12 protein-coding genes and 1 pseudogene are annotated in these 14,821 nt (G+C 75.8%); 9 read left to right on the forward strand and 4 right to left on the reverse strand.

Annotation, left to right across the window (positions count from 1 at the left end; translation table 11 throughout):
* The first annotated feature begins 433 nt into the window (after positions 1-433).
* From GEV43_RS51820 to GEV43_RS34210, 3 genes and pseudogenes are all read left to right on the forward strand, one after another.
* Positions 434-1,923 (forward strand): annotated as a pseudogene (locus GEV43_RS51820) (carotenoid oxygenase family protein).
* A gap of 109 nt (positions 1,924-2,032) precedes the next feature.
* Positions 2,033-3,679: a hypothetical protein gene (locus tag GEV43_RS34205; protein ID WP_160824959.1), complete on the forward strand. Its 1,647-nt coding sequence runs from the start codon at positions 2,033-2,035 to the stop codon at positions 3,677-3,679.
* A 92-nt stretch (positions 3,680-3,771) separates the two neighbouring features.
* The gene (locus GEV43_RS34210) at positions 3,772-4,926 is read left to right on the forward strand and encodes a CaiB/BaiF CoA-transferase family protein (RefSeq protein WP_160824960.1); all 1,155 of its coding nucleotides are present in this window, start codon (positions 3,772-3,774) and stop codon (positions 4,924-4,926) included.
* 52 nt (positions 4,927-4,978) lie between these two features.
* Here GEV43_RS34210 and GEV43_RS34215 read toward each other — a convergent pair whose 3' ends face one another.
* Genes GEV43_RS34215 through GEV43_RS34220 form a run of 3 tightly spaced genes read right to left on the reverse strand, consistent with a single transcriptional unit; the run spans position 4,979 to position 6,797 of the window.
* The gene (locus GEV43_RS34215; protein WP_160824961.1) at positions 4,979-5,368 is read right to left on the reverse strand and encodes a cupin domain-containing protein; all 390 of its coding nucleotides are present in this window, start codon (positions 5,366-5,368) and stop codon (positions 4,979-4,981) included.
* The gene (locus GEV43_RS51825; protein ID WP_241684132.1) at positions 5,365-5,622 is read right to left on the reverse strand and encodes a hypothetical protein; all 258 of its coding nucleotides are present in this window, start codon (positions 5,620-5,622) and stop codon (positions 5,365-5,367) included. The genes GEV43_RS34215 and GEV43_RS51825 overlap by 4 nt, the downstream gene beginning before the upstream one ends.
* Entirely contained in the window at positions 5,604-6,797 is a 1,194-nt protein-coding gene (locus GEV43_RS34220) for an MFS transporter (RefSeq protein ID WP_241684133.1), read from the reverse strand. Before GEV43_RS34220 ends, GEV43_RS51825 begins: the two co-directional genes overlap by 19 nt.
* A gap of 56 nt (positions 6,798-6,853) precedes the next feature.
* Between GEV43_RS34220 and GEV43_RS34225 the strand changes: the two genes are divergently transcribed.
* Entirely contained in the window at positions 6,854-7,519 is a 666-nt protein-coding gene (locus GEV43_RS34225) for a TetR/AcrR family transcriptional regulator (RefSeq protein WP_175250965.1), read from the forward strand.
* Positions 7,520-7,737: 218 nt separating this feature from the next.
* Here GEV43_RS34225 and GEV43_RS34230 read toward each other — a convergent pair whose 3' ends face one another.
* Positions 7,738-8,751, reverse strand: a complete 1,014-nt coding sequence (locus GEV43_RS34230) for a substrate-binding domain-containing protein (RefSeq protein WP_309240077.1) — start codon at positions 8,749-8,751, stop codon at positions 7,738-7,740.
* A 121-nt stretch (positions 8,752-8,872) separates the two neighbouring features.
* Between GEV43_RS34230 and GEV43_RS34235 the strand changes: the two genes are divergently transcribed.
* The 5 genes from GEV43_RS34235 (at position 8,873) to GEV43_RS34255 (ending at position 14,821) form a co-directional block, all read left to right on the forward strand.
* Positions 8,873-9,805: a nucleoside hydrolase gene (locus GEV43_RS34235; protein WP_160824963.1), complete on the forward strand. Its 933-nt coding sequence runs from the start codon at positions 8,873-8,875 to the stop codon at positions 9,803-9,805.
* Between the two features lie 54 nt (positions 9,806-9,859).
* Positions 9,860-10,903 (forward strand): ABC transporter substrate-binding protein, encoded by a 1,044-nt coding sequence (locus GEV43_RS34240; protein ID WP_160824964.1) that lies wholly within the window; start codon positions 9,860-9,862, stop codon positions 10,901-10,903.
* A gap of 50 nt (positions 10,904-10,953) precedes the next feature.
* On the forward strand, positions 10,954-11,790 hold the full coding sequence (locus GEV43_RS34245) for an ABC transporter ATP-binding protein (protein WP_160824965.1): 837 nt from the start codon (positions 10,954-10,956) through the stop codon (positions 11,788-11,790).
* Complete coding sequence (locus GEV43_RS34250; protein WP_160824966.1) at positions 11,783-13,387, forward strand: ABC transporter permease; 1,605 nt, start codon at positions 11,783-11,785, stop codon at positions 13,385-13,387. The genes GEV43_RS34245 and GEV43_RS34250 overlap by 8 nt, the downstream gene beginning before the upstream one ends.
* 69 nt (positions 13,388-13,456) lie before the next feature.
* A complete protein-coding gene (locus tag GEV43_RS34255) occupies positions 13,457-14,821 on the forward strand; it encodes an amidohydrolase family protein (protein ID WP_160824967.1) in 1,365 nt (454 codons plus the stop codon).

Genomic DNA, 14,821 nt, shown 5'->3' on the forward strand with positions numbered 1-14,821 from the left:
GTGTCGGGCCGCTCCAAGCCGGACGGCCCCAGTCGGACGGCCTGTGTCGGACGGCCTGTGTCGGACGGCCTGATTCGGCCCGCTCATGCCGGACCGCCCGAGCCGGACGGCCTGCGTTCGGACCGCCCGCACCGGACCGCCCGACCGCCCGCGCCGGTCCACCCCAGCCGGTCCACCCCAGCCGGTCCACCCCAGCCGGTCCACCCCAGCCGGTCCACCCCAGCCGGTCCACCCCAGCCGGTCCACCCCAGCCGGCCCACCCCAGCCGGCCCACCCCAGCCGGCCCACCCCAGCCGGGCGGTGTGGTCGGGTGGTGTGGTCGGGTGGTGTCGACCGGGAGGGGCGGCATTAGTCGTTAGGTATTGAACTACGTCTGTTTTGCGTGGCACGCTGCGGGCGGGCGCGGCCACGATCGGGGCGGCCGTGCGTACGGATGACGAGGAGGCCCGCCGTGACGGCAGAGGCCCGGCACGATGCCCACGACGCCCACGCCGAACGCGCCGTTCCCCATGGGGACGACCCGTGGCACAAGGTGTACGAGGCGCTCGACGACGAGCATGACTACGAGGTCCGCGAGATCGAGGGGCGGCTGCCGGAGGGGCTCGCCGGGACCCTGTACCGGAACGGCCCGGGCCGGTGGCGGGTGGGCGAGAGCCTGCTCGACCACATCTTCGACGGCGACGGGATGCTGTCGCTGTTCGCGTTCCCGGGCGACGGGCGGATCCACTACCGCAACCGGTACGTGCGGACGCGCCACTACAGGTACGGGCAGCGCCACGGGCGGGTGGGGCTGCGCGGGCTCGGCACGCAGCGGCCCGGCGGGATGCTCGGCAACATGCTGCGCCCGCCCGCGAACGTCGCCAACACCGGGGTCGTCCTGCACGGCGGGCAGCTGCTCGCGCTGTGGGAGGGCGGGCGGCCGTTCCGCCTCGACCCCGACAGCCTGGAGACGTACGGGGAGCACTCGTTCGGCGGGCGGCTGAAGGTGATGTCGGCGTTCTCGGCGCATCCGTCGCGGTGTCCCGACACCGGGGAGCTGTTCAACTTCGGGATGGACTTCACGCGGGCGCGGAGCCTGCGCTGCTACCGCGTGGACGCGCGCGGGCGGCTCCACCACCTGCCGCGGATCTCCCTGCCGTACAGCCCGTGGAACCACGACTTCGCGCTCACCCGCCGCCACCTGGTCTTCGTCGTGAACCCGGTGATCCCGAAGGCCGCGCAGATCCTGCTCGGCACCGGCTCCATCGCGGACGGGCTGAGCTACGAGCCGCACCGTCCGACGTGCTTCACGATCGTTCCCCGGTACGGCGGCAGGGCGCGCGTCATCGAGCACGAGGCGCTGCTCGGGTTCCATTTCGTGAACGCCTTCGAGGACGGTGACGACATCGTCGTGGAATTCGTCCGCTTCGCCGATTGGGAACAGGTGAGCACGGCGTTCCGCGACTTCCGGACGAGCGATTTCCCCTGGGGCTGCGCGCTGATGCGCTACCGCGTGAAGGCGTCGGGGGCGGTCGAAGAAGAGCAGGTGTGCGCGCTGCCCATGGAACTGCCGCATTCCGATGTCAGGCAGGCGGGCAGGCCGCACCGCTACACCTATTTCGCCGGTCGTACGGAATCGTCCACCGGAATCCACGCCTACGACCACGCCACCGGCCGGCGCGCCGTTCACGAGCTGCCGCCCGGCCACGGCTTCGGGAGCCGGTGTTCGTGCCGCGCGAGCCCGGCGCCGCCGAGGGGGACGGCTGGCTGCTGACCCTCGCGTACGACCCGGACGAGCACCGCTCCCGGCTGCTCGTCCTGGACGCCCGGGACGTGGAGGCGGAGCCGGTCGCGGTGGCCCGGCTCCGCCATCACATTCCGATGGGATTCCACGGGTCGTTCACCCGGCGGATCGCACGGACGCCGGGACCGCGACCGGCATAGCGCGATATTTCCACCGGCCTGGTTAATCGTTCCGCCAATTCGGCGCCGTTCGGCGGCGGCGGTGTTTAGCCTCGGGTCCCCCATGTCCGGAAGGCCCGAGGGAGCAGGCGTGACACCCGAGAATGTCGAGACGAGATCCGAGGCGGAGACGCGGTACCGGGACCTTGTCCGGTTGGCGTATTTCGTTCTTCCCGGAAAGGGGAAACGGGTCCACCGGCTCGCGGTCGCGCGGCGCATCGTGGACGGCGCGACCGCCCGCCGCCCGAGCCGGGACGCCCGGCGCGGCGACGCGGCGGCGGACGAGGCGCGGCGCCGCACCCGCGTGCTGCGCACGGCGATGCGCCCGCCGCGCCGGCTCGGCGTCGGGCTCGGCCCGTGGCTGCGCGCGCTGCCCGCCCGCCTGCCCGACCCGGCGCTGACCGCCGCGCTGGCGCGGCTCGACCCGCCGGTCCGCGTCGCGTACGTGCTGCGCCGGGTGGCGGGGATGCCGCGGTACGCGGTCCGCGACCAGCTCGCCGACCTGCGCGTGCCCGACCCGTGGGCGGTGATCGAGGCCGCCGAGCGGGTCGAGGCCGTGCCGCCCGCCGGGCGCGCCGCGACGTTCGAGCCCGCGCCGCTGCGTCCCGTCCGGCGCCGCTCGCCGCTGCCGATCGTGGCCGCCGGGGCGCTCACCGCCACGCTGATCGGCGCGCTCGTCGCGACGGAGAACGGCGGCTCGCTCCTCGCCGGACCGCTGTTCGGCGGCACGCGCCCCGCCGAGGCCCGCGACCTGCGGCTCACCGCCGCCGAGCCGGGCGCGTGGGCGAACGGCGCGCCCAGCCTCGACACGTGGCCCGCGCGGGGCGACCTGGCGTCCGACCGGGCGTTCACCCGCCGCGCCGTGGCCGCCTGGGCGCGCCTGCGCGGCGGGCACGGCGTCGGCGGCGCCGCGCAGCTCCTCTATGCGGGGCACGTGGACGGCACGCCGTTCGCGGTGCTGCGGCACGGCGTCCGCATCGCCCGCTACACCGGGACGAACGGCGCGCTCGACGTCGCCGCGGCGGGCGGCGACCCGACCGGGCCGATCGCGCTGCCCGGCGGGCGCTACCTGCTGTCGCCGTGGGACTCCGCCCCCGTGACGCCCGGCGGCCGCCGCCTCGCCGTCCGCGACGGCGTGACCGACCCGGTGACCGCGCGCACTCGCTGCGGGCGCGGCCCGCTGTTCCAGGTGAAGGGGCGGGACGGCGTGCGCACCGTCGGCGACCTCGGCGGGCCCCGGGCCGTCGTCCTCGGCCACCACACGCCCGCCCACAGGTTCCGGGCCGGGCACGCCGCGCCCGCCAAGCTCCAGCGCGCCGGGCTCGCGCTGTGGGAACGGCTCGCCTGCCACGTCCCGCGGACCGCGCGCCCGGTCGCCGAGGCCACCGCGTGGAACTTCTGGTCCGGCGAGCTCCCCTACGGCGCCGGGACGGCCGACTGGGTCTGCACGCGGATGGCGTTCGCGGGCGGCGGCACGGCCGGGCAGGCGACGCTGCTGCGCGCGGGGGAGCAGGGCTCGACCGGCTGGTGCGACGACCGCGGACCGGTGAGCGGCACGTGGTGGCAGGCGCCCTCAGGCGCCTGGTACTACTTCGCCGCCGCCGCCCGCGGCCTCGTCCCCCACGCGGACGGCCCGTTCCGAACGGCCCGGCTGACCGGCCGCCTCCTCGTCGCCACCCCGCCCGCCGCCGGAGCGCGGCCCGAGGCCCCCGTCTCCCTCGCCGCCCGCACCGGCTGACCCGGGTCAGCGGGCGCTTACCGCGATCGGGCAGACTGGGGGGCGCACCGAACGAGGTTCACCCGGGGTCGCCGGGGAAAGGGGTCGCAGACATGGGCAAGGGTCCGCTCTCCGGAGTGCGCGTGATCGAGCTGGCCGGCATCGGGCCCGGGCCGTTCGCCGCGATGCTGCTGGCCGACCTCGGCGCGGACGTGATCCGGGTGGACCGCGCCTCCGCCGCGTCCGGCGGCGGCGGCTTCGGCGGCACCGACTTCACCAACCGGGGCAAGCGCTCCATCGCGATCGACCTCAAGAGCGAGCGCGGCAAGGACGTCGTGCTGCGCCTGGTGGAGAGGTCCGACGTCCTGCTCGAAGGGTTCCGGCCCGGCGTCACCGAGCGCCTCGGCCTCGGCCCGGACGACTGCCTCGCCCGCAACCCGAGGCTGGTGTACGGGCGGATGACCGGGTGGGGCCAGGAGGGCGCGCTCGCGCAGAGCGCCGGGCACGACGTGGCGTACATCGCGATCACCGGCGCCCTGCACGCGATCGGCCGCGCGGGCGGCCCGCCGCAGATCCCGCTGAACCTGCTCGGCGACTTCGCGGGCGGCAGCATGTACCTCGTCGTCGGCGTCCTGTCCGCCCTGCTGGAGTCGAAGGTCTCCGGGAAGGGGCAGGTGGTGGACGCCGCGATCGTGGACGGCGCCGCCCACCTGTCCACGTTCATCCACGGCTTCCTCGCGGGCGGCATGTGGCAGGACGAGCGCGGCGTCAACATGCTCGACTCGGGCGCCCCCTGGTACGACGTCTACGAGACCGCCGACGGACGGCACATGGCGGTCGGCGCGATCGAGCCCCAGTTCTACGCCGAGCTGCTGCGGCTGCTCGGCCTGGACGGCGACGACACGCTGCCCGGCCAGCACGACCGGAGCCGCTGGCCCGAGCTGCGCGAGCGCTTCGCCGCCGCGTTCAAGGCGCGGACGCGCGACGAGTGGGCCGAGGTGTTCCTGCCCAGCGACGCGTGCGTGGCGCCCGTCCTGTCGATGCGCGAGGCCGCCGTCCACCCGTACAACACCGAGCGCGAGGTCTTCGTCGAGCGCGGGGGGCAGCACCAGCCCGCGCCCGCGCCGCGCTTCTCGCGGACGCCCGCCGGCACCGACGGCGTCCCGGTCCTGCCCGGCGGCCAGAGCCGCGACGTCCTCACCGACCTCGGCTTCGAGGACGCGGAGGAACTGCTCGCCTCCGGCGCGGTGCGGGCCGCCGGCTCCTGAGCCGTACGCCCGCGCGCCGCCCGTTCGGACGGGCGGCGCGCGGCGTCCGCGGTCACACGTCGGAGCGCTTCTCCTGACGGCTGCCCCGGCGGAGGGCGACCGACATCACGACGGACGGCTCGTCCAGCTCCAGCCGGTGCCACCGCCCCCGCGGGACGATCACCGCGCCGCCCGCGGAGAGCCTCACCTCCGTCTCGTCCCCGTCCGGCGACTCGGGGCGGAAGTACACGCGCAGCGCGCCGGACAGGCAGCAGACCGCCTCCTCGGCGGCCGGGTGCACCTCCCAGTGGTCGGCGTGGACGTCGGCGTCGGTCTCGACGCGGAACGTCGCGAGCTGCCAGGCGCCGTCGTCCTCGGTCATCCGGGGCTCGGCGGCCTCGACCCTGCCGCCGTCGCCGAACGTGATGGCGGAGGAGAGCATGTCGACGGTCGTGACGGTCATGAGGGGATCCCTTCCAGTTCTGCTTCACGGTGTTCCGGGACGTCCGCGGGGCGGCGCCTCGGGAGGACGGCGGCCGCGACGGCGGCGGCGGTCAGGAACAGGCCCGCGCCGACCGCGAGGCTCAGCGCGTAGCCGTCGTTCAGGGCGGACGGGGACGCGGACGAGCCCGTACGGGCGGCGGCGACGGTCGCGAGGACCGCGAGGCCCACGCACCCGCCGAGCTGGCGCGCGCTGTTCAGGACGCCGGACGCCATGCCGGCCTCGCGCGGGGGACGCCGGTCGTCGCGGCGTCCGCGACGGGGGACAGGACGAGGCCGACGCCGACGCTGCCCAGCAGGGACGGGCCGAGGACGTCGGCGAGGAAGCTCCCGCCCGGACTGATCATGCTGAACCAGGCCAGCCCCGCCGCCGCGAGGACCGCTCCCGGGACGAGCGCGACGCGCGGCGTCCGGCGGGCGGTCAGCCGCGTCGCGAGCACCGCTCCGACGACGACGCCGAGGGAGAACGGCAGGAACGCGGCGCCCGTCGCGGCGGCGCCCATGCCGAGCACCTGCTGCATGTAGAGCGAGACGAAGTAGAACGCGGCGAACTGGCCCGCGGCGGCCAGGAACACGACCACGTTGGCGCCCGCGACCCAGCGGCCGCGCAGCAGGCCGAGGCGGATGAGCGGGTCCGCGGTCCGCGCCTCCACGAGGACGAACGCGGCGAGCAGCACGGCGGCGGCGAGCAGCGTCCCCAGCGTCGTGGCCGACGTCCAGCCGTACCGGTCGGTGCGGACGACGCCGAGGACCAGGCACCCGGTCCCGAGCGTCGCGAGCGCGGCGCCCGGCAGGTCGGGCCGCGCGCGCCGCACGGGCGGGTCGGCGGGCAGGCCGGACGCGGCGAGGTGCAGCGCCGCCGCGACGATCGGCAGGTTGACCAGCATCACCCACCGCCAGCCCGCGTACTCGGTGAGCAGCCCGCCGGCGAGGACGCCGACCGCGCCGCCCGCCGCGTTCACCGCGCTCCAGATCCCGAGCGCGCGGACGCGGGCCGGCCCCTGCGGGAACGCGGTGGTGAGGGCGGCCAGCGCGGCGGGCGCGACGGCCGCGGCGGCGAGGCCCTGGACGGCGCGGGCGGCGATGAGCTGCCACGGCGCCTGGGCGAGGCCGCCCGCGAGGGACGCCAGCCCGAACACGACGAGTCCACCGACGAACAGCCTGCGCCGGCCGTACAGGTCGCAGGCCCGGCCGCCGAGCAGCAGGAACCCGCCGAACGTCAGGGCGTAGACGTGCACGACCCACGACAGGTCGAGGGGCGCGAAGCCGAGGGAGGTGCGGACGGCGGGCAGCGCGACGTTGACGACGGACATGTCCAGGGCGACGACGAACTGCGCCACGGCCGCCGCCGCCAGCACGAGCCCCGGATGCCCCCGAGAATTTTTATACATGTAAGAAAAATAGCGGGCGGCCTTCCGGCTGTCCAGCGATGGGCGATGATGTGGGCATGCCACAGCCGACGTCCGAGCGCCGGGGAGCCGGCCGCCCGCCCCGCATCTCGCGCCCGGAGATCCTCGCCGCGGCGCGCGCGGTGATCGACGCCGAGGGCGTCGCGAAGCTGACGATGCGGCGGCTCGCCAGGGAGGTCGGCAGCACGCCGATGGCGCTCTACCACCACGTGCGCGACAAGGAGGAGCTGCTGCTCCTGCTGCTCGCCGAGTACGCCGCCGGGATGCCGCGCCCCGCGCTGCCGGACGACCCGCGCGAGCGGATCCTCGCCGTCGCGACCGGGATGCGCGACGGCCTCGCCGGATGCCCGTGGATCGTCGAGGTGCTCGCCGCCGACGACCTGCTCGCCTCCGAGGCCCTCTGGTACGGCGACCGGATCGTGGACGCCTTCATGGCCGGCGGCCTCGCCACGGAGGCCGCGGTGCACGCCTACCGCGCGATCTGGTACTACACCGCCGGGGAGATCATCGTCCGGGCGAGCGCGGGCCGCCGCGCCGAGGCCGGACGGCCGACGTACCGCGAGACGGTGTTCGCCGACGTCGACGCCGCCGAGTACCCGCGGCTCGCCGAGATCGGCGCCGACTGGATCCCGCTGACCGCCCAGGACGCCTACGCCGACGGGCTGAGCGCCCTGGTCGACGGCCTCCTGGCACGCGCCGCCTGACCGACCGGCCCGTCCGGTCCGCCGGGCCCGACCGGGGCGGTCCGTCCGGTCCGTTCGGCCGCCGGGCCCGTCCGGGCCGTCCGGGGCGGGCCGTCCGGCTGTCCCGACCGGGCCGGGCCGTCGGGCTGCCGCGGCCGGTCCGGGCCGTCCGGCTGCTGCGGCGGGGTCGGGCCGTGCGGCCGGCCCGGCCGGTGCGGCGGGGTGCGGCCGGGGCTCGCTCAGCGGGCGGTGCTGGCCCTCGGGATCAGGCGCGGCGCCGGGCCGGGGACGGAGGCCGCCTCGCCGGCCCGGCCCTCGATCCGGTCGAGCAGCAGCGCGACGGCCCGTTCGGCGAGGCCCTCCAGACGCAGGTCGAGCGCGGTGAGCGGCGGGTCGGCGCTGCGCGAGCGGTCGCCGTCGTAGTTGGTCGCGACGAGCAGGTCGCCGGGCACGTCCCGGCCGAGTTCGCGGGCCGCGCTCAGGGCGCCGACGGCGAACGCGTCGATCGGCGCGTACACCGCGTCCACGGACGGGTGCTCGCGCAGCAGGGCGAGGGTGGCGTCGTGGCCCGCCCGGGCGCCGCCGTGCTCGTCGGCGCGCGCCACGTGCGCGGGCAGCCCGCGCTCGGCCGCCCACGTGCGCAGGTAGGCGCACACGTCCTCGGTGGTGGACCGGGCCTGCGCGGTCACCACGACGGCGATCTCGCGGCAGCCGCGGTCGGCGAGGTGGCCGAGGACCACGTCGGCGCCGGACGCGCCGCGGTCGACCCACGCCATCGTGCCGCCGGGCGTCGGGTCGCGGCCGATCGCGACGGCCGGCAGCCCGCGCGCGGCGAGCCGCTCGCCCGCCCAGTGCCCGAGCACCGGCTCGATGACCAGCGCGCCGTCGACGTCGAGCCGGTCGATGAACGCGCCGTCCTCGACCGGCGGGACCAGCATCAGCGCGTAGCCGCGGTCGAGCGCGGCGCGGGCGGCGGCCATGCCGATCTCCATGAAGAACCCGAGCCGCGAGGTGCCGCCGACGATCGCGGGCGGCATGGTGCTGACCAGCGCGATCGCCTGCGAACGGCCCGAGCGCAGGTGCCGGGCGCGGACGCTCGGGCGGTAGCCGAGCTCGCTCGCGAGCGCCCTGATCCGCGCGCGCGTGCGCGGGTCGAGGGTGCCCTTGTCGTTGAGGGCCCAGGACACCGCGGTCGTGGACACCCCGGCCGCCTCGGCGACGTCGGCGATCGTCACGCGGCGCGCGCCGGTCACGCTGCCCACCTCCGGATCCGGTGCCGGGCCCGCCCGCCGGACCCGCCCTTGACACTAGACGCAGCATCGAGTCTACTTCTAATTAATCGTTTATTACCTGCTTTTTAACCCTGGAGGCCGGGTGTCCGTACTGGTGGTCGACACGGACCCGGGACTCGACGACGCGCACGCGCTCGCGATGGCGCTGACCCCGACGGCGGCCCGCCCCGCGCCGCCCGTCGCCGCCGTCTGCACCGTCGCGGGCAACGTGGACGTCGGCCGGGTCACCGCCAACGCGCGCTGGCTCCTCGGCGCCTACGGCGTCGGGGACGTGCCGGTGCACCGCGGCGCGTCCGGCCCCCTCGCCGGCCCCCGGGTGGACGCCGCGGAGATCCACGGCGCGGACGGGCTCGGCGGCGTCCCCCGGCACCGGGTCCCGGACGTGCCCGAGACCGCGGGCGCGGCGGCGCTCGCGCTGATCGACGCCGCCCGCCGCCACCCCGGCGAGACGACCGTCGTCGCGCTCGGGCCGCTCACCAACCTCGCGCTCGCCGTCCGCCTCGAACCCCGCCTGCCCGAGCTGGTGGACCGCGTCGTCGTCATGGGCGGCGCGATCGACGGCCGCGGCAACCTGACGATGAACGCCGAGTTCAACACCGGCGCCGACCCCGCCGCCGCCGACCTGGTCTTCGCCGAGTTCTCCCGGGTGACGCTGATCTCCTGGGAGACCACGATGGCGCACCCGTTCACGCCGGGGGAGTTCGCCGGGTTCTTCGCGGGGGACGCGCGCCCGGCGCGGGTGCTGGACGAGGTGGTCCGGCACCGGTTCGCGGCCGACCCCGCGTACGCGAACCGCCCGTCGTTCCTGCGCCCCGACCCGCTCGCCATGGCCGTCGCGCTCGACCCGTCGATCGTCACCCGCGCCGAGACCCACCGGATCTACGTCGGGTACGGCCCCGGCCTCGACCGCGGCCTCACCGTCGTGGACTGGCTCGACCGGTACGACGACCGTCCCGCCGTGCAGATCGTCCTGGAGGTGGACCGGCCCCGCCTCCTCGACCTGCTCCGGATCTGACCTGCTCCGGATCTGACCCCGTTGCCGTTCCCACGTCCCCGTTCAGGAGGCCCCGTGTCCCCCTCACCCGGCCTGTCGCGGCGCGGGCTGCTGCGCGGCGCCGCGACGCTCGGCGGCGCCGCCGCGCTCGCGCCTGCCCTCGCCGCCTGCGGCGGCGCGGGCGGCACCGACGCCGACGGCGCCACCCGGATCCAGCTCGGCTGGCTGCCGAACGTCGAGTCGATGGCGCTGCTCGTCGCCGCCGCCAACGGGCACTACCGGCGGGAGGGCGTCACGCCGAAGCTCGCGCCCGGCGGCCCGAACGTCGTGATCGAGCCGCAGATCATCACCGGCAAGGTGCTGGTCGGCGTGGAGGCGAGCGACAAGCTCGGCGACGCGGTCGCCAAGGGCGCGCCGCTCGTCGCGATCGGCGCCACCTTCCAGCGGTCGTCCTCGTGCATCCTGTCGCTCGCCGACAAGCCCGTCCGCACCCCGAAGGACCTGGAGGGCCGCCGGTTCGGCGTCGCGCAGAGCGACGCCCGGGTGTACGCGGCGTTCTTCCGGCTCGCCGGGGTGGACGCGAGCAAGGTGACCATGGTCCCGACCGGCACCGACCCGTCCGCGCTGGCCTCCGGCGAGGTCGACGCGATCTCCGCGACGCTCGCCAACCAGCCCGTCGCGCTCGGCCTGCGCGGCATCCGCACCACCTCGATCGCGCTCGCCGACCACGGCTACAACCGCTGGAGCGGCCTGCTCACCGTCAGCGCCCACAACCTCAGGAACGACGCGACCCGCGCACGCATCGCCAAGGTCCTGCGCGGCACGATCCGCGGCCTCCAGGACGCGGTGGACGACCCCGGCGCCGCGGCCCGCGTCGTCGTGGACCGGTACGGCAGGCGGACCGGCCTCGACCCGCGCTCCCAGGCGGCGGGCGCCAAGGTCTGGGCCGGCCTCGCCCGCACCCCCGACACCGAACGGCACGGGCTGATGCGGCTCACCCCCGAGGGCATCGCCACGCAGGAGCGGTTCCTGCGCGGCATCGGCGTCAAGGCCGACGTCAAGGCCATGTTCGACCCGTCGCTCATCGACGAGGTCTACGGCGGCGCCACCCGCCTGTAGGCCCCGGACGGCCCGACACCCCCAGGAAACCTGTGAGGAAGGACCCCAGCATGTCGTCAACCCCCGCGGCGGGCCTCACCGCCGACGGCGTCGAGCGGGTGTTCCGGGTGTCCGGCGACACCGTGACCGCGCTCGGCGGCGTCGACCTGACCACGCCCGCCGGGTCGTTCGTCTCGCTGCTCGGCCCGTCCGGCTGCGGCAAGTCCACGCTGCTGCGCATGTTCGCCGACCTGGACGCGCCGACCGCCGGGACCGTCGCCGTGCACGGCGAGGCCCCCGCCCGCGCCCGCACCGCGCACAAGGTCGGCGTCGCGTTCCAGGACGCGGCGCTGCTGCCGTGGCGCTCGGTCGAGCGCAACATCCGCGTCCCCCTGGAGGTCGCCGGCCGGCGCCCCGACCGGGGCCTGGTCTCCGACCTGATCGAGCTGACCGGGCTGAAGGGCTTCGAGAAGGCCCGCCCCGGCCAGCTCTCCGGCGGCATGCGCCAGCGCGTCGCGATCGCCCGCACGCTCGTCCTCCGGCCGGAGGTGCTGCTGCTGGACGAGCCGTTCGGCGCGCTGGACGACATGACCCGCCAGAGCATGAACCTGGAGCTCCAGCGCATCTGGACGGCCAAGCCCGCCACGACCCTGCTGGTCACGCACTCCATCCCGGAGGCGGTGTTCCTCAGCGACCGGGTCGTGGTGATGGCGGCCCGGCCCGGACGCGTCGTCGCCGAGATCCCGATCGACCTGCCCCGTCCCCGCACGCCCGAGCTCCAGCGCACCCCGGAGTTCCACGCGTACGTCGACCGGCTCTCCGAGGAGCTGTTCGCCGGGCAGGGCGCGGGGCACGGTGCCGGGCACGGAGCGGAGCACGGCGCGGCGTCCGGAGGCGAGCGTGGCTAGCGCCGCCGCGCCCGCCGCCCCGCGCGCCCGCCGGACGGGCTCGGGACGGCTCGGCGGCTGGGCGGTCGTCGCCGGGGGCGCCGCCGCCGTCCTCGCGGTCTGGTGCGCGGTCGCGTGGACGCTGTCGGACGAGCAGCTCGTGCCGTACCCGTGGGAGATCGTCCAGGCGCTGTGGCGCGACCGGTCGCTGCTGGCGGGCAACACGTGGCCGACGCTGTGGGTCGCCGCGCAGGGCTTCTTCTGGGGCAACCTCGTGGTCGTCCCGCTCGCCGCGATCGCGCTGCTGTGGCCCGCCGCCGAGCCCGTCGTGAGCCGGCTCGGCGTCGTCGTGCACGCCGTCCCGTTCATCGCGATCGCGCCGATCCTCATCGTCGCGCTCCCCGGCGGCAGCGCGAAGGTCGTCATCACCGCCCTGATGGTCTACTTCCCGTCGCTGATCGGCGTGCTGCTCGGCCTGCACGGCGCCGACTCCCGCGCGCTCGACGTGGTCCGCGCCGCGGGCGGGACGTCCCGGACGGCGCTGCTGAAGGTGCGGTTCCCGGCCGCGCTCCCGCAGGTCTTCGCCGGGCTGCGCATCGCGACCCCGGCCGCGCTGCTCGGCGCGCTCGTCGCCGAGTTCTTCGGCGCCGACCGCGGGCTCGGCGCGTTCATCGTGCAGTCGCAGACCGCGATGGAGGTCGAACGGACCTGGGCGACCGCCGTCTACATCGGCCTGCTCGCCGGGGCCGTCTACGCGCTCATCTCGTTCGCCGCCCGGCTCGCCACCCCGTGGGCCGGGAAGGAGACCACCGCGGGCGCCGAGGTCGCGGGCGCGGGCGCGGCCCAGGGCGGCCCGGCGCAGCGGATCGCGGGCGCGGTGCTGTCGGCGGCGCTGCTGCTCGGGCTCTGGCAGTTCATCGTGTCGGGCCTCAACCTCGACCCGTTCTTCGCCAAGGGGCCGGGCGACGTGCTGTCGTTCCTCACCGGCGACGGGGCGGGGGAGTTCTGGTCCGCGTTCGGCTCCGGCCTCGGCCAGACCGTGATCGACGCCGGGACCGGCTTCGCCGTCGGCACGCTCGTCGCGGTCCTCGCCGCGGTCGCCATGGTCGCCTGGCGGCCCGTCGAACGGCTCGTCCTGCCGCTCGCGATCGTGCTGCGGTCCGTCCCGCTGATCGCGATGACCCCCCTGATCGTGCTGGTGTTCGGCCGCGGCCTGGCGGGCGTCAGCGTCGTCATCACGCTCGGCACGTTCTTCCCGACCCTGGTGAACCTGCTCGTCGCGCTGCGCTCCGCGCCCGCCGGAGCCGCCGACGTGGTGCGCGCGGCGGGCGGCTCGTCGCTGTCGGCCGCGATGAAGGTCCGGATGCCGTACGCGGTCCCCGCGCTCACCGCCTCCGCCCGCATCGCGATCCCGAACGCCGTCGTCGGCGCGACCCTCGCCGAATGGCTCGCGACCGGCAAGGGCCTCGGCCACCTCATCACCGACTCCTACGAACGGCTGTCGTTCGACGCGCTGTGGAGCTCCGGCGTCCTCGTCGTGCTCCTCGTCCTCGCCCTCTACGCGCTGATCGGCTGGGTGGACGGCCTCGTCGCCCGCCGCTTCGGCCTCGCCGGCTGACCGCCGCGCCCCGCGCCCCCCCGCGCCCCGCGCCCACCGCACCACCGCTCCCGCCCCGGAAGGACCCCGTTGCAGACCATCGACCTGCTCATCCAGAACGCCCACGTCGTGACCTTCGACGACGCCGGGACCGTGATCCCGGACGGGGCCATCGCGGTGCGCGACGGCGCGATCGCCGACGTCGGGCCGTCCGCCGAGCTCGGCGACCGGTACGCGCCCGCCGAGCGCGTCTTCGCCCACGGGTCGATCGCGATGCCCGGACTGGTGGACGCGCACGTGCACACCGCGCAGACGCTGATGCGCGGCCTGATCACCACGCTCGGGCGGCGCGGGGCGCTGCGGGTGCCGTTCTGGCGCGAGTACTACGTGCCGTTCGAGGCGATGCTGACCCCCGAGGACATGGAGCTGTCGGGGCTGCTCGCCTACACCAACATGATCGCGAACGGCACGACCGCGTTCTGGGACGCGGGCGGCCCGCACCCCGACGCGATGGGCCGCGCCGCCGTCGAGACCGGCATCCGCGGCCTCGTCTCCCTCAGCACGATGGACGGCGGGTCCCGCATCCCCGACTCGATGCGCACGACCACCGAGCAGGCCCTCCAGGGCAACCTCGACCTGGTCGGCCGCTGGCCGTCCGGCTCCGGCGAGCGCGTCGCCGCGTCGCTGTCCCTGCGCCAGATCATCACCTGCTCGACCGAGCTGGTCACCGCGATGGCGAAGGCCGCCCGCGAGCTGGACGTCAAGATCCACACCCATCTCGTCGAGGGCACCTACGAGATCGACCACTGCCTGGAGGCGTTCGGGCGGCGGCCGATCGACCACCTGATCGACCTCGGCGTGTTCGACCGGCACCTGCACGGCGCGCACTCGGTGCTGACCGCGCCCCGCGACGTGGAGTCGTACGTGGCGCACGGCGCGTCCGCCTGCCACTGCGCGCTCGGCAACCCCTCGATCGGCCCCGCGCCCGCGCTCGACATGTGGCGGCGCGGCGTCGCGATCGGGCTCGGCACCGACGGCGTCAACACCCGCGGCACCCTCGACCTGTTCCAGGTCGCGCACGGCGCCCGGACGAACCAGCAGCTCGTGTACGGCACGCCGTACCACGACCGGTTCGCCGTCGAGCCGGCCGAGCCGCTCACCATCGCCACCCGCGGCGGCTCCCGGGCGCTCGGCCTCGCCGACCGGATCGGGTCGCTGGAGGCCGGCAAGCGCGCCGACGTCGTCCTGCTCGGCCTGGACGCCGCCGACGCCGCCGCGTCCATCACGCCCGAGGCGTTCCTCTACGAGGCCGCGAACGGCCGCGACGTCCACACCGTCTTCGTGGAGGGCCGCGCGGTGATGCGGGACCGCGCGTTCACCACCGTGGACGTCGCGGAGATCCGCGCCCGCGCCGCCGCGCGCCAGCGCGAGCTGGCCGCCCGCTTCCTGCCCTGA

It is taken from the genome of Actinomadura sp. J1-007 (genome assembly GCF_009793335.1).
GTDB classification, from domain to species: Bacteria; Actinomycetota; Actinomycetes; order Streptosporangiales; family Streptosporangiaceae; genus Spirillospora; species Spirillospora yumaensis.